Here is an 18828-nt window from a genome sequence, read left to right on the forward strand (position 1 = left end):
CTCTCTCATATGTATGCAAAAACCGAATGAATAGAAGACCGGATCAAAAAAAGAGACATCATTCCCATATAAGGAATGATGCCTGATTTCATTTTATTTTGATGTAGAAAACATCTCTTTTGCTTCATCCAATGCCATTTTATTGCCTAGTGCTGAGTAATCGAGCCATGGCTGATCGGCAATCGGATAGACTTGATTTTTCTTCACGGCTTTTAGACCCTTCCAAATCGGAGTCTTTTCTAATTGCTTGAATGCCTGCTGCGCTTTATCATCACGATTCACGACGACAAAGATAGCATCTGCATCATAGTCAGGAAGAACCTCTTGAGAAATCACTTCAAATGGCCGCTTGCTGTCCAGTTTCTTCACACCATCGACAGGTGTCAGACCTAAATCCTCGTATAAAATAGGACCCATTGGGCGCTTCATGCTAAATACTCGAAGCTCCTTTGCCGTCACACGGATCGCCATTACTTTCCCGTTTCCAATCTTTTGTTTGATGAGCGATTTGACTTCTTTTGCTTCTTGATTGTAATCCTGAATATATTGATCGGCTTCTTTTTCTTTATTGACGAGCTTGCCGATTTTTTTCAAATGATCACGCCAAGTGCCGTCATTTAAATTAAACACTTCCGTTTTGGCGATTTTCTTATATTTCGATAAGTCTTGTCCAGCTAGTTCTTCATCGACATAAATGACATCTGGTTGTAATGCAAGCAGTGACTCCATATCGGGATCGGCTGCGATGCCCAGCTTCTTCGTACCACTCAGCTGCTTTTTCGCATGTGGAAGGAAATCTTTTAAGTCCCCTCCTACAACAGAGCCTGCCGGCTTGATACCGAGTGCTAATAAGTCATTGGTTAAATGGATAGACAAGGAAGCAATTTTCGGTGTTCCATGATCATTTTGAGTTGTTGTATTCTTTGTTTCCTGTTGACCACAAGCGGCAAGCATAATGAAACAGAGCGTTAAACCAAGCACAAGTAATTTTTTCATGATGAGTTCCTCTTTCACGTTTATTTCGTTTTTGTTAATAAATAGAGAAAATAAGGTGCGCCAATAAAAGCCACAACCACACCCGCTGGTATGGCATTTGGGGCAAAGATGGAACGTCCTATTGTATCGGCACTGACCAAAATCAACAAGCCAAGCAGCGCACTAACCGGTAAAAAATACTGATGGAGTGAGCCGACAAGCCGCCTTGCCAAATGCGGGGCGACAAGTCCAATAAAACCAATACCGCCTGTCATCGAAACACTTGCACTCGCCAAACCAACAGCTAAGGTCAGCAAAAGGAGACGCTGACGCTGGACACGTACACCTACACTTGAGGCGACAGCATCTCCTAATGTCAATGCATTGAGCGTGTTTGACTGCATCAGCGTAAGCGGCACAAGGCATACAATCCAAGGCAGAAGCGCTAACACATGAATCCAGTCTCTCCCCCAGACATTGCCGACAAGCCATCTTGAAGCAAATGTGTAAGTATCTTCATCCAGCTTCAATGACAAATATAACGTCAAAGCACTGAATCCCGCCGCAACCGCAATTCCTACTAGGATCAGCCGGATGGGAACAAGCCCTTCCTGCCGGTTATACGCCAGAAGCACGATGACCGCTGCCGCAAGAAGCCCTCCGCCAAATGTAAAGAGCGGAATAAGAAGAGATGGATTGCCTTCTAGTGCATGGAAATACGTCACAAACACGATTAAGCCAAATGCTGCTCCTGCATTCAGTCCAATAATTCCTGGATCGGCCAGCGGGTTACGAGATAAGCTCTGCAAAATGCCGCCCGCAATGCCAAGACCAATTCCCGCCAGCATCGTCACCACGATTCGAGGCAGACGATAGTCAAACAGCACCGTTTCACTTTGAAAATCCCCAAAGCCGAATAACGTTTTGACGACCACAAGAGGACTTAGTTTCAGCGTGCCGGTATTTAAGCTATACAGCACAACAGCCGCAGTCAAACAAAGCAAAACGACTGTCACGACAAGAGCCCGCTGTTTCTCTCTCATGACAGGTTCCTCCCTTCTTTTCTGGCAATATATAAGAAGAAAGGAACACCGACAAGTGCCACCATCACGCCAATGGCAAGCTCTCGGGGCGGATTAACGGTGCGGCTGGCAAGGTCAGCAAAGACTAGCAGCACCGAGCCTAATATCGCCGACATCGGAATGACAAAACGATAGTTTACACCAACCAGCTTTCTTGCGATATGCGGGATGACAAGACCGACAAACCCAATCGATCCGACTGCTGATACAGAAACCCCTGCTAATAATACGGCAGCTGCCATTCCTAGTATTCGCACTTGTCGTGTTTTCACCCCTAAATTTGCCGCTACATCTTCACCGAGCGACAGCAGCGACAGTGAACGCCCTAATAGCATCGCCCATACGATCACTATCAGAATGACTGGGGCAAGAATCGTCAGCTGCGGCCATTTCACACCAGCCACACCGCCTGCATACCAAAACGCAAGGTCCTGACTCAAGTCAAAATAAATCGCGATCCCAGAGCTAAGCGCATGAAGCAATGCAGCCACAACGGCTCCTGCTACAGTTAAGCGCAGCGGTGTCAAAACTCCACCAGCCGCCCCAATCGCAAAGATCAGCAGCGTACTAAGCACTGCACCAATAAAGGAAAAAAACATAAGTGCCGAATAAGGCATTTCTGGGAAAAAGGCAAAACAGAGAGCGACCACAAACATCGCACCGCCATTAATGCCCAGAATCCCCGCATCTGCCAGCGGGTTTCTTGTGATGCCCTGCATGAGCGCACCTGCTACGGCAAATGCCGCTCCAACAAGAGCTGCTCCTAAAACACGAGGAAGTCTTAATTCATGGATGATCTGCTGCTCTGTGACATCTGACTGATAGTCAAATACAGCTGTCCAAACCGTTTGCAGAGACAATGTTTTGGCACCATATGACACAGCCAAAAACATGGCAGCCGCCAAACCAATGACGGCGAGAAAAAATATCAAAAAGAACAGAATATGTGATGATCGTTTTTGTTGAGGTGTTCGCTTATCCTGCAAAATCGGTGTCATCCTTTTCTTCATTAAAAGTCAGTTTGAAAATGAGAATCATAATCATCAAAATTATAGCCGTCTGCCTCTGAAAAATCAATGTACACCCTATTTTTTAATTAATGAAGGTATGTGCGTGGCAGTAAAATGAGGTGTCTTTTGCTCGTTTGGAATGGCCTATCATTTTTTCTCATAGTTTAATAGGAAAATAGTTGACATTCCGCCTGAACATCCTCTAAAATTACAAAAGTAAGTCAAATGTTATAAAAATATTACAAACAGATGTCAAACTGATAAAGAATGGCCCGTCATGAGAGGAGATTTGAACGTTGTGTCATTAAAGGGAAAATGGAGTATCAGCCTATTTGCACTTGCGATCATCATTGGAGTCGTTGCTTTCTTTCAAAATCAACAAGCAAGCGGTACAGAGAAGAAAAATGTAAAGCAGGATACGAACTATAAAAATGTCGAAATCGTTACTCTCGTAAATGACGGGAAATTTATGAGATATGCAGTCAACTATCCTCTTTTTCATCAAAAACAGCTAGATGACAAGATTCAAAGCTACGCCAATTCAGCATTAGAGCATTTCAAAAAGACGTTTAGTGAAGCCAAGGACATCGATGAAAACAAACGCTTTGAACTGAATATTGATTATGATATGGTGCATTATGCGAAGCAGTCTGCTGCTATTCGCTTTACGACTTATACCTATACAGGTCAGCAAAATGGGACCACCAATCATCTCACGATCAACTATGATTTTCAGAAAAAAACCTTTCTTGACACAAAAGATTTATTTCTGCCTAAAACCAACTTTTTGAAGAAATTATCCTACATTACATATTCAGAGCTTCAAAAGGACAAAACCTTATCTAAGGATCAGACTCTCCTTCAGAAAGGAACAGCCCCTACTGCTCAAAACTTCAGTCAATTTGCCTTGAAAGAGAAATATGTAGAATTTTATTTCCCAGCATCTCAAGTAGCCGACAAGGATCTTGGTCCGCAAACACTCGCGATTAAAAAGACGCTGCTGAAAGATATATTAAAGCCAGAATATATGAATAAAACCAATAACCAAAATGAAATGAAAGAACCAAATCCGAAAAGAAAAGCCGTCAAGCTGCCGCAAAAATCAAAGCTTGACCCAAATAAAAAAGCCATCGCCCTCACATTTGATGATGGTCCGAACCCAGCGACAACATCAAAAATTTTAGATGCATTAAAGGCAAATAAAGGACATGCGACCTTTTTCGTATTAGGCAGCAGGGTGCAGTATTATCCTAGTATGCTTGCAGATATTCTAAAAGGCGGGAATGAAATCGGAAACCATTCTTACAGTCATCCTTTATTAACAAGACTGCCTTTAAAGGAGGCGGTGAAACAAGTGAAGGACACCCAGCAGTTGATTGAGAAAGCGAGCGGGTATACACCTACGCACTTTAGACCGCCATATGGTGGAACAAATCAAGACATCAATCAAGCGGTTGGGATGAAGGTCTCTTTATGGGATGTTGATCCAGAGGATTGGAAAATTCGCAACAGTCAGCAGATCACAAACCATGTTCTCTCACATGCAGCAGATGGCAGAACAGTGTTAATGCACGATATTTATGACAGCTCAGCTCAAGCAGCAGTGAAGATCATCCATGAGCTCACCAAACAAGGCTATCAGCTGGTCACAGTAAGTGAACTTGAACAATTAACAAAAGAACGGCATGAACAAGCCCCTGTGCAGTAAACACAGGGGTTTTCTTTATGACTCCAAAGACTTCTTTTGTTTCAATAATGCTTGAAATGTCTCTTCCAGCTCCTGAGACGGCTCAATACTTAAACGGCTGAGCACTTCAGACAGCTGCATATCAATTAAAAGAAGCTCCTCTTCTCTTTGTGTAACAGCTGGTTTGTCGTCCTTTTGTTTATACGCTTCATATGTGCCGTCAAATGCTTCAATACGCTTTTCATGAACATGGAAAATGCGAGTGGCCACCTCCTCAATCAGTCTGCGATCGTGGGAAACAAACACAACGGTACCTGGGTAATCCTTCAATAGACCTTCAAGCGCTTCAACTGCCGACAGATCTAGAAAGTTTGTCGGTTCATCCAGCATGAGGACATTGGCATCACTGACAAGCAAGGACGCAAGCATGGTCTTCACCCGTTCTCCCCCGCTTAACACCCTAACAGGTTTATGCACATCATCCCCTCGAAATCCCAGTCTCGCTAAAACCGTTCGTACCACTGTCTCATCTTGAACAGCCTCTTTCAGCGCATTTTGTAAAATCGATTCATCTACCTTCAATCCTGAAAGATCCTGACGAAAATAGCCGAGCTTGACAGCTTCTGAGCGAGACACTCCGGGATGCCCATTCACCAGCATTCGGAGAAATGTCGTTTTCCCGCTCCCATTCTTGCCGATAATGGCGACTTTGTCCCCGCCTCTCACTTCCACATTTGCCTGCTTCCAAAGCAATTGATCGCCCGCCTTGCCATCTACATTTTTCACTCGCAAAATAGTACGGCTCGCTACTTCCTTCATTGTATGCTGAGTCATTTGAATGGGCTGAATGTCTTTTACTTTCTCAACCTTTTCTAATTTCTCCATCCTTGTCTCAATGGATTTGGCTGTTTTTTGCAGCTTTTTTTGCTTATTTGCATAGTAGGGCTTTGCAATTTTTGGCCCTGAGGATTTCAGCTTTTGGGATGGCTTTGTTGCTTTGTCGGCTTTTTTCTTTTTCTTTTCAAGCGCATGCTCTAACTGTTTTTTCTTTTGTGTATAAGCTTCGTACGCTTCCACCTGCTGACGATGCGCCAGCTCTTTTTGCTGTGCAAATTGCGAGTAGTTGCCTTTGTATTGATTAAGCCGTCCATGATCCAGCTCCCAAATCTCCGTACATACCGCATCTAAAAAAGCACGATCATGTGAAACGACAATGAGGGCCCCTTGATAATGATGCAGCTTCTCTTCCAGCCACTCAATGTGCTCTGTATCTAAATGAGTCGTCGGTTCATCTGCTAATAAAAGGGCAGAAGGACGGTTTAACGCGCTTTCAATATAAGTCTGGGTCATCTCACCACCGCTCTGTGTGCCATCTGCTTGTTTCAGCTGAGGAAGCAGTGTGCAGGTCGTTGTGGCAGCAAACGTGCCACTGTCTGGTTTCTCTTGCCCAGCCAGCACATGCAATAAAGTCGTTTTCCCGCTGCCATTTGTCCCCACAAGGCCGATGCGGTCATCTTGATGGATGGCAAGCTCCTCAATATCAAATAACAATCGATCTTTTCGAAAAATCTTTAACTGATTGGCTTTTACTAACATCCAACCCTCTCCTTTCGTATCAGGAGACATGAAAAAGCCTCCCATTCTCAGAATAGGAGGCAAAATGGTGTACAAAAATAAGCAGATCAATCCAGGATGACGTGCCGCGTTCCTATCTGAACACACACATCCCCCGTATCAATCACCTCATTCTTTGATTCCCAAGCTGTACCATCCTATTCCGAAGCTAAAAAATGAAAACGCAGCAAACATGGCAAACCAATCGTTTGCTCACTGCCTTCGTTTTTTCATTTTGCTTACAGGTCATAGGATTAGTACTTCATTGCATTGGGTCACCCTTCCGTCGTTTGTTACGTATACGATAAAAGATTGGTTATTTTTTGTCAAGCTGAAATGGCATAAGTGAGTCCATTAATTTCAGCGTAAATGGATGGACCGCATCAAGCAGTTCATCCTTTTTGCATTCTTCCACTATGCTTCCTTCATGTAAAAAAAGGAGACGATCACATAGATACACCGCCGCTTCTATATCATGAGTAATCATAAGGATGGTCATGTCTAGCTCTTGTTTTAATGTCTCGAGCAGCTCCAATATTTGCACCTGAACAGAGACATCCAGTGAGCTCAGAACTTCGTCTAGTATGAGAATGGCTGGATGCGTTGATATGGCTCGTGCGATGCACACTCGCTGGAGCTGACCGCCGCTTAGCTGATGTGCATATTGATACAGCAAAGAAGAGGGTAGTCTGACTTGTTCAAGCAACGATAAAACCTTCTGATCCACATTTTTTTCCTGCTTTAACAATCGCATAGGCTCAGCAACGATTTCTTTCACCGTAAAGGAGGGGTGAACAGAAGATCGATAATCCTGAAAGACAACACTCATTTTTCCTCGGTTCATCTTTCGCCATGTGTCAGCTGGCTTTCCATCAATCTGTACCTTGCCGCCATCTATTTTTTCTAAACCGAGCAGAATTCTTGCCAATGTACTTTTGCCGCTGCCGCTCTCACCGACTAACCCGGCACATTGTCCTTTTTCGATTTCAAACGAGACGTTTGATATGCGTGGTTTTGACTGCATTTGTCGAGAGAAGAAACCTTTCTTCTCTCCATGTTTGATGAGGCTATCAGCTGTAATCAACATGGAAATGCCCTCACTCTCTGCTGCTGCCGCAGTGCTTCAAGAGGCGCAGATAATCGGCGCCTCGTCTCAAGTAAATGCTTCGTTTGGGGATGCTCAGACGATGTGAATACCTTATCAGCTGGGCGATGCTCAAGCATCTCGCCTTGATGCACCACCAACACCTCGTCAGCGATCGCCTGAACGACGCCTAAATCATGCGAAATGATGATCAAGGCCGCGCCTATTTCTTCTTTCAGCCTCTGTAATTGCCTGATGACTTCACGCCGATTATATGCATCAAGCGACGCCGTTGGCTCATCGGCAATGATCACATCAGGAGAAAGCATCATCGTGATCGCAATCATCACTCGCTGAAGCATACCGCCAGATAATTCATAAGGATATTGCTTCAACAATTCATTTGGATTTTTTAAATGAACACGCTCAAGTCCTGCGATGGCATGTGCTTTCCCTTCTTTTCCTTGTAAGCCCAAATGACGCTGGAACGTTTCCATCATTTGATGACCAATGGTTTCGATGGGATTGAACGCATTCATCGCATCTTGTGAGATGAAGCCAATTCGTTTGCCTCGCCACTGCTCAGCTGTCTGAGTTGTCAATGTTTCGCCGTCAAACATGATCGCTCCCTCCACTTCTAGCGAAGAAGGAATCAAGCCAATTAACGCTTTTGCGACGGTTGATTTTCCGCTTCCACTTTCTCCAATAACAGCTAAACAACGTTGTTGCTGTAGGGAGAACGTTATGTTCGCCACTAAATCCTTTTGCTGCACTGGATCATGTACGGACAGATTTTTTACGTCGATGAAAGGCAAATGGTCTCCCTCCCTTTTGATTGTTGTGATGCATGGCAGGGGTCGTGGCCTGCTGAAGGCTGTCTCCTAAAAAGTTCAGCGCCATGACCACAAATAAGATGGCAAGTCCAGGCGCAAGCATATGGGCTGGATGTGTCACCATGACATTCTTCGCTTCGTTGAGCATCATCCCCCATTCCGGTGTAGGTGCGCTCACGCCTAACCCAAGAAAAGACAGAGCAGATATATTTAAGATGACCCAGCCCGCATCAAGTGTCGCAAAGACAGCAATTTCTCCTGAAATGCGAGGAAATAAATGCTTCCTCAGTATGTAAAATGGGGAGCCGCCAGACACTTTTACATACTGAACAGATGGTTCATTCGCATACTGCAGAACGGACGAACGAATCATTCTTGTATACCAGGCCCATTTCGCTAGGACATTCGCCAAAATAATATTGAATAATCCAGGCCCCAGTATCCCCACAACAGCTAGAATCATCACTTCTGCTGGGAAAGAGAGCATAACATCACACAGTCTCATCAACACGCCATCCACTTTTCCTCGGAAGAAGCCCGCCATGAGTCCAAGTGTGCTGCCAATGAGCATCGTGATACACATCGTCAGCATGGCCGCAAGCATCGTAGTCCGAATGCCATATAAAAGCCGTGACAATACGCATCTCCCAAGCTGATCCGTTCCGAGCGGATAAGTCAGGCTGATGCCGGCATATTTTTGAAGAATGTTCGTTTCTGTTGGATCATGTGGTGCTAACACTGGTGCAAACAGTCCTGCTAAAGCGACAAGTGCTAACAGCCAGATAGAAACAACCGCCATACGGTCTTTTCTTAATTGATGCCATCCTATCATCATTCTCAGACCTCCTTTCGCAACTGCGGATTCATGGTCATTTGCACAACATCAGCCATGAGGTTACACACAACAAAAAGGAACCCCATCACAAATAAATAGGCTTGAATCATAGGGAAATCGGCATGGAAAATAGCTGTTACACACAACCGGCCAACCCCTGGCCAAGCAAAAAGATTTTCAATAATAACTGTGCCAGCAATGAGTTTTGGGATAGACATGCCAAGTGCTGTCACAGCTAATTGAAGTGCATGTCTCATCACTTTCAGTTGAACAGCCCGTTCCTTTAAACCGCGAGCTCTTGCATAAAAAACAAAGGGCTCGTGCTGAAATTTCAGGATTTGATTGCGGATCAGTCTCACATAGGTTGATAAGTACCCAAGTGATAGTGTGACAGCTGGTAGAAGAATTGATTTGAATCCTTCCATTCCACTCGTATTGACCCAATTGAATTTGACAGAAAAAAGCCAAATAAACAAAATCCCTAACCAAAAACTAGGCATTGAAGCAGCGATAAACACAAAGGCTCTCAGTACTCGGTCCACCCATGTATGAGCAGCATATGCACAGATCACTCCGAATAACAAACTCAATACAATGATGAAAAAGAGCGCTGCTCCTGCAAGCTGCAATGTGGCAGGCAGCGCCTCCATGATGAGATCAAAAACTGGCTCTTGTGTAACATAACTCCTGCCAAAATCACCTTTTAATCCATCTTTAAGCCATGTGGCATATCGTTTAAGAAATGGCTGATCTAAGCCTAGCTCCTGCCGCATCGATTCAATCATGTCTTCTGTTGGAGTGACTTGATTTACCCGCAAAGCGACCTCAGCTGGATCACTTGCCCGCATCGTCAGCAGTACAAAAGCAAAGAAGGTGATGAAGATCATGAGTGGGAAAAGCAGTAATATTCGTTTTAAGAGATAGCGTGTCATCTTTCTGCCTCCGCTTTATGAAGAAAAATACATACGGTCAAAGGGAATTTCATACTGTGACACATGAAAACCTATGCCTTTCAGGCGCTTATTATAAACAGCCTTTGTCACAGAATAAGAAATTGGGATGTAGACATTTTCATCATGGATATACGTCAAGATGTCTCGATACATTTGTTTCCGCTTTTGCTCATCTGGTTCTACCAATACTTTCGTAATCGTCTCGTCCAGCCACTTTTTCTTCTTCAATCCTAACTGGGCTTGATAATCAGCATGCGATGCTACGCGGAACGAAGAAACATAGGTTTGTGGATCATAAGGAAGTCCCCACGATAGCGAGTACATCAGATCGAATTTCCCTGTTTTTTGGCGATCTAAAAACGCCTGTTTTTCTTCTCCTCTAATATCCAGCTTGATCCCCACTTGCTTGAAATCTTGTTGAATGGATTCACTTATCGTTCTTTCACCTGCATTATCGGAATTATAGTAAATGGCGACACTCAGCCTTTTGCCATTTTGATAGCGGTAGCCGTCTTCTTTCAGCTTCCAGCCTGCCTCATCCAGTAATGCCTCTGCTTTCTCTTTTTGATAGGTTTTCTTTTTCAGCGGGATATCTGCGTAAGGAACGGACGGGGCAAGCAGCGTATGTGCCACCTGTTCCGTTCCATTTAAAATGCCTTTTGTGATCATCTCTTTTTGAATGGCATATTGAAACGCTTCTCTGACTTTCGGATCTTTTGTCATTGGCTGGTTTGAATTGATGACGATCGATCTTGAACCAACAGGAGGACTCACGGTCACACCGTAATGACCTGCTTCCTTTAAAGCCTGGAATGAGTCTCCGTCGATCATGTCGCCATCTGCTCCAAATAAGAGATCAATCTCTCCTTTTTGCAGGGCAAGTAAAATCGTTTGGTGATCCGGCATGACTTTCCACTTTACTGTTGAAATTTTTGGCTTTTTCCCCCAGTAGTGGTCATTCGCTTTAAAAACGGCATATTGATTTTTTTTATGTTCCTTTAGCACATAAGGACCTGTGCCTGCATAGCTTTGAGCTCCTTTTGCTGTCGTTCCATCAATGAAGCTTTTTGGAGAAATAAAACGGAAGGGGCGTGTTAAGCCCAGTTCTTCTAACGTAGGGTAATAAGGCTCCTTTAACGTAAGAACAAATGTATCGTCATCCACCGCCTTTGTGGATTTGATTTCGGATACGAGATTAAGCCAAGCGTTCTTTTCAATATTTTTGACGACAGCGTCCATGTTCATTTTCACTGCCTTTGCATTAAAAGGCTCGCCATCTGAAAAAGTCACGCCTTTTCGAAGGTGAAAGGTGTAGGTCCTTCCATCTTTTGAAATATCCCAGCTCTTCGCTAAGGCAGGCTGAACGCCTTTCTCTGTATTGACGACAAGCGATTCAAACACCATATTTTGAGCGGCCATCTCTCCACCATATAAATGGGGATTGATGTCCCTTATATCTTTTGTACTTGCATACACCAGCTCATCTTCTTCTCTGTCATTCATGCTGGAAGATGCTTTATTATCAGAGCATGATGTCAATAAAAAACATGCCATGACTGAAAACAGCATCAAGATGTATGTTACATAGGATTGCTTTTTCTTTATGTAAACAGGCTGATCACTCATATGTACTTCCCCCAAATTTATATTATCGTAATCATTACGATTATTAATCGAAATGATTACGAATTGAATAATATCATACAGAAATGGGGAATACAATCTCTTTTTTATCAAAAAAACAGACTCACGATTGAGTCTGTTTCGTTTGCAACAATTGATCGATTACCCGCAATGCTTTTTCTGTTCCACCTGCTGTTTGGAAGCTTTCTTCAATTTTTTCAATCCCAGCACGGTACGTGTCACTTCCCAGAACAGATTCCACGGTTTCTCTTAACTGCTTTGCTGTCAGCTGATCTTTATCAAGTGCACGGGCAGCAGATAGCTCTGTCAGTCTTTGAGCGACCATCGGCTGATCTTTGTCGACCGGAATGACGACCAACGGAACGTGATAATGAATGCCTTCATTGACACTGTTCATTCCGCCATGGGTCACAAACACATCTGTCAGCTCAAGCACTTCAAGCTGCGGTACATAAGGTTCTATCAGAAAATGAGAAGGCGCCTCTTTCAAGAGAGACCGATCCACTTTTTCACCTGTTGCGAGCACCACTTTTCCATCAAAGTCAACAAAGGCATCAATACACATATTAAAAAATGCTTCTGTATCCCCAAGTACGGTGCCCATCGAAATAAAGACGACTTTTTCTTGCTCAAGTGCTTCCAGCGGGAAATCATGCTGATCTGCCCTTTTTAGAAAGCTCGGTCCAATGAAATCAAACGAGTCGTTCACTGCATCGACAGACGGCTGGAAATATTCACTTGTATACACGATATTGAGCTCTCCGCGGTTTTTCATGAATTGCATCAAACGCGTTGGCTGAACGCCAAAACGCTCTTGTATGTTTTCTAACAGATGATCGGCTTTCTCATCCTTTCTGTATATCGGTGTATCAAAATGCGCCTCTTGCAGCACAAAAGATGGGTTTGAGCCGATCCCTGGAATTTGTAAGTAATCTCGAACAAGCTCCCCTGCCCCAAACATATCAAAATAGACAAAATCAAATGAATGCTGCTGAGAAAGTGTTTCCACCACCTCTAAAATATCAAATGATGTTTGCAGCATGGCATGAAAGAACGGCTGCATGGAATCGAGATTTCCTTCATCCACATGTAATGTACGAATATAGTCTGGATGTTTATGTACGTGAGCTCCTAAGCGTTTGATTCGCTGCTCATAATGTACAGTTGTGACCGCATGTACTTCATCTCCTCGATCCGCCCATGCTTTGATGATCCCTAACATAGGGTTCACGTGCCCTTCAGCGGGAAATGTAATCAATAAAATCTTCGCCACAAGAAATCCCTCCTCATTGTCAATTCTCTTCCATGTTAATCATATACAGCCAGCAGGCTCAACAAATACGCCTGTAAAGGGAAGAAATGAGTCTTATGGCCAGTATTTTAAGAGATGACAAGAAGAAAAAAGACAAAGCCCCATGTTATGTGCTTTGTCTTTTTTCTATTATTTTTTGAGCAGCATTTGTTTAAACGCAGCAGACTGTTTTTCAATTGAGATCGGATCTGCATAGATAAATTCGTTGATTGAATAATAAAGAACATGTCCCTGCTTCACCGCTCGATTCTTTTTCCATATACCGCTGTTTGTGATATCAAGATTCGGTGCTTTTCCATCCTTTGTGGGTACAAGTAAATAGTCACCTGTATACTGGTTCATCTCTTCTAATGAAATACCAAGATAGCCTTCTTTCGGAAGAGCTTTTTCTGCCTTTTCAGGCAAGCTGAACCCATAGCCTTGATAGATGACTTCCCCGCCGCGGCCAAAGTCTGTACCAAATAAGTAAACTTGCTTTGGCTGCACGTCCATAATGGAGAACGTCTTGTCATCACCAATTTTTGCTTTGACCTCTTTGCCGTCTTTCTTCAGCTGCTCGTCCATTTCTTGTATTTGTTTTTTCGCTAACGCTTCTTTTCCAAGAATCTTTCCGATTTCAATATGCATCTCTTTGAAGCTGTGTTCACTTGTCGTAAACGTGATCGTTTTGGCAATCTTTTTATACTTTTCAATCTGTTCGTTTTGGGAATATGCAATGATCAAATCAGGCTTTAGCTTGGCAATCGCCTCCACATTTTCGATCGGTACACGCTTCACACCTGATTCATCTAAAAACGACGATTCTGGGTAAACATCTGTCATGCCAACAGGTGTCACACCTAACTTTTTAAAATTTCCAAGCTGCGCTGTTAACACAACAACACGCTTCGGCTTGGCGGGAATGGTGATCTTTTCACCCGTTTCAGTTGTATATGTACGTGTACTTGCTGCTTTCTCTTTATTCTCTTTCTGCCCGCATGCCACTAATAATAATGCCAGCAGACTGACCAGCCAAATCATTTTTTTCACTAGTGAAACCACCTTTAATTGAGAATGATTATTAATTATAGCATAAATGGCTAGTCATAAATGAAAAATTTTAAAAGTGAATGATATATATGTGTAAACGAAAAAACCCTCTCAAAGGAGAGGGTTTCAGCGTGTAGACAAACCCTCGCATTCGGTGTCAGTCCTGTGCGCCGATGCTCACGAATGTTAAATTCGCTCCGCTTCGGTGCTCGTCCTTCCTAGACTTCAAAGGTTTTCTATCACGCTGAAAAGAAGACAAAGGGCTAAAATAAAGATCATTTTAGCCCTTTGTCAACAATCTGAAAACCCTCTCAAAGGAGAGGGTTTCATTGGATCTTTATCGATCGTGAACAAGATCAAGTACGCGCTCGGAGGGATTCGAACCCCCGGCAGACGTGGTACCGGAAACCACCGCTCTATCCAACTGAGCTACGAGCGCACGATATATTTTTGAACGTCAGCATATCAAATTATAAGGGAAATGCTGCAAGAAAGCAATGATTAATCATCAGTCCTGAACATGTATTTTCTTCTTTTGGATACATAGACTAATATGATGGTTTGAAGTGGAATGATTTTGGGGAAAATGGATAGGGGTATTTGAATTTAGGTCAGCGTTTTGTTTGACCTTTATTGACCAAAAATGTATCATTGAATTACATACTTACCTAAAAGGTGAAGGAGGAACATTATGAATTTAATACCTACAGTCATTGAGCAAACAAATCGTGGGGAAAGAGCTTACGACATTTATTCTCGTCTTTTAAAAGACCGTATTATCATGCTTGGTTCTGCGATCGATGACAATGTTGCCAACTCCATCGTGTCACAGCTGCTTTTCTTAGAAGCTGAAGATCCAGAGAAAGATATCTCTATCTACATTAACAGCCCTGGCGGTTCGATCACAGCTGGTATGGCCATTTACGATACGATGCAATTTATTAAACCAAAGGTATCAACCATTTGTATTGGTATGGCTGCATCTATGGGTGCGTTCCTGCTTGCTGCTGGTGAAAAAGGTAAGCGTTATGCCCTTCCAAACAGTGAAGTCATGATTCACCAACCACTAGGTGGTGCCCAAGGTCAAGCAACAGAAATTGAAATTGCGGCAAAACGAATCCTTTCTTTACGCGATAAACTGAACCAAGTACTTGCTGAACGTACTGGTCAGCCAATTGAAGTGATTGAGCGCGATACAGATCGTGACAACTTCAAAACAGCGGAAGAAGCACTTGAATACGGACTTATTGACAAAGTCTTGACCCGTAATTCAGAAGAACAAAAATAATATGACAAAACAAACCGTCTGCTCCTTGAACAGACGGTTTTTTGTGATTCAAAAACGCTTTAAGACAACTCTGTCCATTTCTGCTGAAGAGATGGTGTTTGATAAGAAGCCATCTGCGTGATTAATTCCTCCGGTTCGCTGGAAGCATGTAACAATTGAAGGTGTGATTCATTCGAAAAACCTTCCTGTACACTAAACTTCACCATGTCAATGAGCGGATTGAAATACTCATTCACTTGATACAAGCCGATTGGCTTTTGGTGGATGCCGATTTGTGCCCAGCATAGCACCTCAAATAATTCTTCATATGTACCAAAGCCGCCGGGCATCGCAATAAATCCATCAGCCAGCTCGCTCATTTTCGCTTTTCGTTCATGCATTCCTGTTACCTCGATTAATTCTGTCAGCTCTTGATGCACAACTTCTCCTCTAAAAAGCCCCTTAGGCATGACCCCAATCACTTGCCCGCCTTGTCTTAAAACCTCATCTGCAATGGCACCCATTAATCCAATTCGTGAACCGCCGTATACAAGACGGATGTCTTGCTCTGCCATATAAGTCCCCAGCTCTACAGCCTTTTGTTTGTAGACGTCCTTCACGCCTGGATTCGAACCAGCAAACACACAAATCGTTTTCATCAGAACAGCTCCATCTCTCTCTATGATTTCTTCTCCCACTCATTCTACTATAATTAATTGTAAAAAAACAGCCGATCCATCTATATATAGTGTAAAATCAAAAGGCAAACACCATATAAGGAGCTGTATAAAGAAAATGCAAACAACGGAGATGGAGAAGTGGATCAAGGATTTTTATGAAATGAGAAATTGGACAAAATACGGGCCGTTTATCCGGTTAGGCTTCCTCATGGAAGAAACGGGAGAACTCGCTCGTGCTGTTAGAGCAATAGAGATCGGACGTGACCGGCCTGATGAGCAAAGACAAAAATCATCCGAGTTGAAGAAAGAACTCGTTGAAGAAATGGGTGATGTGTTAGCGAATCTACTTATTTTAGCCAATCTCTATGATGTCACAGTAGAAGAGGTCTTCTCCTCTCATCAACAGAAACTCACAAAGCGTTTTTCAGAAGAAATAGAGCAAGTGAAAAGCACGTGACCACATTGGCACGTGCTTTTTTTCCACCTTATAACTGCTGTGGCGAGATATCATCTGTTCGTTCAAAGAAATGCTGCTTTCCAATATGATGAAAAAGACCCGTTCGACGCAAAAGCTCTTTAGGCTGTGATTGAAGTCCGACAATCATCAGCTTTCCATTATGATGCTTTAAACGATTGGAGATATTCATCAGAACCGCTTCTGCTGATGTGTCCATATAATTGACTTTATTCATGAGCAGAATGAGCGTTTTCGGCTTTGTCTGAACATGGTCCAAAATCGAATTTTCCAATGAATCTGTTGTTCCGAAAAACAGCGGCCCTTCAATGGAGTACATACTGATGCCTCGCTGGTCTGTCTGTTTTTCTAAAGCAGCTGCCGTTTCCATTTGGGGAACCGCAACATTAGTATGAATGCTGGTCGTCTGGCTCATTTTTTTGATAAAAGTGATAAATGCTAAAATGAGACCTGCGGTGACGCCAATAATCAAATCACCGATGACCGTCAGCAGGAAGGTCACAACAAGTACAAGTGAATCCGCATTTTTCACTTTTACAATATTGATAAACTCTTTTTTCTCACTCATATTCCAAGCCACAAACATTAAAATCGGTGCCATCGCAGCAAGTGGAATCATCGACGCATATGGCGCAAATAGCATTAAGATGAGTAGCACGACGACGCCATGTACCACACCAGAAATCGGGCTTGCTCCGCCATTTTTGATGTTTGTTGCCGTACGGGCAATCGCCCCAGTCGCCGGAATTCCTCCGAACAGCGGTGCCGCCATATTGGCGATCCCTTGTCCGACAAGCTCCTTATTGCTGTCATGCTTTGAGCCTTTCATATTATCAGCAACCATAGCTGACAAGATTGACTCCACTCCGCCTAAAAGTGCAATGACAATCGCTGGAGGCAGGAGGTATATCATTTTTTCAATCGTTAATTCAGGAAAAGCGAAGCTTGGCAGCTGACGAGGAATTTCCCCATATGCCGAGCCGATCGTTTCAACTTGTCCTTGGAAAAAGAGAACAGCTAGAAACGTTGAAGCCAATAGACCTAATAGAGCACCAGGTATTTTGGGAATGTATTTTTGAGCCGCCACAATCACGATGAGCCCAATAACGGCTGTGATGATGGCAAGACTGTTTGCGGTACCGAGATGGACCACAATTTCTCTCATATTGAGGAAAAAGCTTTCATGCTTTTCAACACCCTTTAATCCGAGGAAGTTGGCAATCTGCCCTGAAAAAATAATGACAGCAATGCCAGCAGTAAAGCCGATGATAACCGGACGAGGAATAAATTTCATGAGCTTCCCTAGTTTGAATATTCCGAATAATACAAGCATACAGCCTGCCATAAAACCGGCTATGAGTAAGTTTTCGATACCATACTGGCTGACGATACCAAATAAAATCGGAACAAACGCCCCAGTCGGCCCGCCGATCTGATACTTTGAACCACCAAACAATGAAATCAAAATGCCGGCAACGATGACTGTGTATAATCCATATTCTGGTCCGACACCAGATGCAATGGCAAAAGCCATGCCTAAAGGAATTGCCACAACGCCCACGACAAGCCCAGCGATTAAATCGCGTCTAAACTTTGATGAATCATATCCTTCAAATCTTCCATAAAAACGCATGGTATGTGTTGGCCTCCTTCAAGTATGTGTAGATGATTTAGGTATACTGTGGATCGATCTGTTTATCTTTCACAACAACATCCAGCTTTCCCGTTGCTGGATGAATGACTAGTCCATGAACAGCCACATCACTTGGCATCAATGGATGCTCTTTGACCAATTTCACACTTTGGGACACGCTCTCTTCAACCGAATCAAAGCCTGTCAGCCACCCCTTTAAATCAACTCCTGAGTTTTTCACAATGCTCAAACATTTCTCTTCAATGCCGCGTGCTTTCGCCTTTTCAAGTAAAGGATCTGCCGCAAGACCTGCCATTCCGCATTCATGATGTCCTACAATGCATACCTCTTCTGCCTTTAGCTCATAGATGGCTAGTAGAATACTCCTCATCACACTGCCGAACGGATGAGTTACAATGGCGCCCGCATTTTTAATGATCTTGGCATCACCGTTGCGCAGCCCCATGGATTGCGGCAATAATTCCAAAAGACGTGTATCCATACAAGTTAATATGACCAGTTTCTTTTCGGGAAATTTCCCCGCTTTGTAAGGCTCATAATGTCTCTCTTGTACGAACTCTGAATTGTGCTGAAGAATCTGTTCTAATTTTGATCCCATCTTGCCATCTCCCATCTTTTTATAAGTCACGTAAGTCCCTGCCTGTCCCCCTTTTCTTTCGTGTGTTCTCAAGCATAGAGAAGAAAAATGATAGAA

General features: G+C 43.4%; 17 protein-coding genes and 1 tRNA gene. 3 read left to right on the forward strand and 15 right to left on the reverse strand.

From position 1 onward, the window contains the following. Window positions 1-93 precede the first annotated feature (93 nt). The 3 genes from MHH26_RS14255 to MHH26_RS14265 are packed head-to-tail and all read right to left on the reverse strand — an operon-like array spanning window position 94 to window position 3043. Complete coding sequence (locus tag MHH26_RS14255; RefSeq protein ID WP_060597722.1) at window positions 94-999, reverse strand: iron-hydroxamate ABC transporter substrate-binding protein; 906 nt, start codon at window positions 997-999, stop codon at window positions 94-96. 17 nt (window positions 1000-1016) lie between these two features. Next, window positions 1017-2018, reverse strand: a complete 1002-nt coding sequence (locus MHH26_RS14260) for a FecCD family ABC transporter permease (RefSeq protein ID WP_060597343.1) — start codon at window positions 2016-2018, stop codon at window positions 1017-1019. After that, complete coding sequence (locus MHH26_RS14265; protein WP_181185428.1) at window positions 2015-3043, reverse strand: FecCD family ABC transporter permease; 1029 nt, start codon at window positions 3041-3043, stop codon at window positions 2015-2017. The genes MHH26_RS14260 and MHH26_RS14265 overlap by 4 nt, the downstream gene beginning before the upstream one ends. A gap of 322 nt (window positions 3044-3365) precedes the next feature. On the opposite strand from MHH26_RS14265, the gene MHH26_RS14270 reads away from it, so the two are divergent. Further along, on the forward strand, window positions 3366-4775 hold the full coding sequence (locus MHH26_RS14270) for a polysaccharide deacetylase family protein (protein WP_060597344.1): 1410 nt from the start codon (window positions 3366-3368) through the stop codon (window positions 4773-4775). Window positions 4776-4790: 15 nt separating this feature from the next. Here MHH26_RS14270 and abc-f read toward each other — a convergent pair whose 3' ends face one another. The 9 genes from abc-f to MHH26_RS14315 form a co-directional block, all read right to left on the reverse strand. Then, window positions 4791-6350, reverse strand: a complete 1560-nt coding sequence (gene abc-f, locus MHH26_RS14275) for a ribosomal protection-like ABC-F family protein (protein ID WP_223251432.1) — start codon at window positions 6348-6350, stop codon at window positions 4791-4793. A gap of 334 nt (window positions 6351-6684) precedes the next feature. Further along, entirely contained in the window at window positions 6685-7455 is a 771-nt protein-coding gene (locus MHH26_RS14280) for an ABC transporter ATP-binding protein (RefSeq protein WP_106039055.1), read from the reverse strand. Further along, complete coding sequence (locus tag MHH26_RS14285) at window positions 7449-8267, reverse strand: ABC transporter ATP-binding protein (protein ID WP_340973852.1); 819 nt, start codon at window positions 8265-8267, stop codon at window positions 7449-7451. Before MHH26_RS14285 ends, MHH26_RS14280 begins: the two co-directional genes overlap by 7 nt. Continuing rightward, window positions 8230-9117: a nickel/cobalt ABC transporter permease gene (gene opp1C / locus MHH26_RS14290; RefSeq protein ID WP_034660710.1), complete on the reverse strand. Its 888-nt coding sequence runs from the start codon at window positions 9115-9117 to the stop codon at window positions 8230-8232. Before opp1C ends, MHH26_RS14285 begins: the two co-directional genes overlap by 38 nt. 5 nt (window positions 9118-9122) lie before the next feature. Next, window positions 9123-10052: a nickel/cobalt ABC transporter permease gene (gene opp1B, locus MHH26_RS14295; protein WP_340973853.1), complete on the reverse strand. Its 930-nt coding sequence runs from the start codon at window positions 10050-10052 to the stop codon at window positions 9123-9125. 15 nt (window positions 10053-10067) lie between these two features. Next, window positions 10068-11699: a nickel ABC transporter substrate-binding protein gene (gene nikA, locus MHH26_RS14300; protein WP_340973855.1), complete on the reverse strand. Its 1632-nt coding sequence runs from the start codon at window positions 11697-11699 to the stop codon at window positions 10068-10070. A 121-nt stretch (window positions 11700-11820) separates the two neighbouring features. Next, the gene (locus tag MHH26_RS14305; RefSeq protein WP_340973856.1) at window positions 11821-12990 is read right to left on the reverse strand and encodes a macrolide family glycosyltransferase; all 1170 of its coding nucleotides are present in this window, start codon (window positions 12988-12990) and stop codon (window positions 11821-11823) included. Window positions 12991-13158: 168 nt separating this feature from the next. Then, window positions 13159-14049 carry an ABC transporter substrate-binding protein gene (locus tag MHH26_RS14310; RefSeq protein WP_340974406.1) on the reverse strand — a complete coding sequence of 297 codons (891 nt, stop codon included), beginning with the start codon at window positions 14047-14049 and terminating at the stop codon, window positions 13159-13161. Window positions 14050-14421: 372 nt separating this feature from the next. Continuing rightward, a tRNA-Arg gene (locus tag MHH26_RS14315) sits at window positions 14422-14497 on the reverse strand. Between the two features lie 252 nt (window positions 14498-14749). Between MHH26_RS14315 and clpP the strand changes: the two genes are divergently transcribed. Continuing rightward, window positions 14750-15346, forward strand: coding sequence for an ATP-dependent Clp endopeptidase proteolytic subunit ClpP (gene clpP, locus MHH26_RS14320; RefSeq protein ID WP_034660066.1), 597 nt, complete (start codon window positions 14750-14752; stop codon window positions 15344-15346). 59 nt (window positions 15347-15405) lie between these two features. Here the strand turns inward: clpP and MHH26_RS14325 are convergent, their stop codons facing one another. Continuing rightward, window positions 15406-15984 (reverse strand): LOG family protein, encoded by a 579-nt coding sequence (locus MHH26_RS14325; protein WP_034660067.1) that lies wholly within the window; start codon window positions 15982-15984, stop codon window positions 15406-15408. 136 nt (window positions 15985-16120) lie between these two features. On the opposite strand from MHH26_RS14325, the gene MHH26_RS14330 reads away from it, so the two are divergent. Beyond that, a complete protein-coding gene (locus MHH26_RS14330; RefSeq protein WP_034660068.1) occupies window positions 16121-16462 on the forward strand; it encodes a MazG nucleotide pyrophosphohydrolase domain-containing protein in 342 nt (113 codons plus the stop codon). Between the two features lie 28 nt (window positions 16463-16490). On the opposite strand, the gene MHH26_RS14335 is transcribed toward MHH26_RS14330, so the two are convergent. Together MHH26_RS14335 and MHH26_RS14340 are read right to left on the reverse strand one after the other, a co-directional pair. Next, window positions 16491-18113 carry a SulP family inorganic anion transporter gene (locus tag MHH26_RS14335; protein WP_307500290.1) on the reverse strand — a complete coding sequence of 541 codons (1623 nt, stop codon included), beginning with the start codon at window positions 18111-18113 and terminating at the stop codon, window positions 16491-16493. Between the two features lie 37 nt (window positions 18114-18150). Next, complete coding sequence (locus MHH26_RS14340; RefSeq protein ID WP_117731853.1) at window positions 18151-18732, reverse strand: beta-class carbonic anhydrase; 582 nt, start codon at window positions 18730-18732, stop codon at window positions 18151-18153. Between the last annotated feature and the right edge of the window lie 96 nt (window positions 18733-18828).

Source organism: Bacillus sp. FSL K6-2839, from assembly GCF_038003365.1.
Taxonomy (GTDB): domain Bacteria; phylum Bacillota; class Bacilli; order Bacillales; family Bacillaceae; genus Bacillus.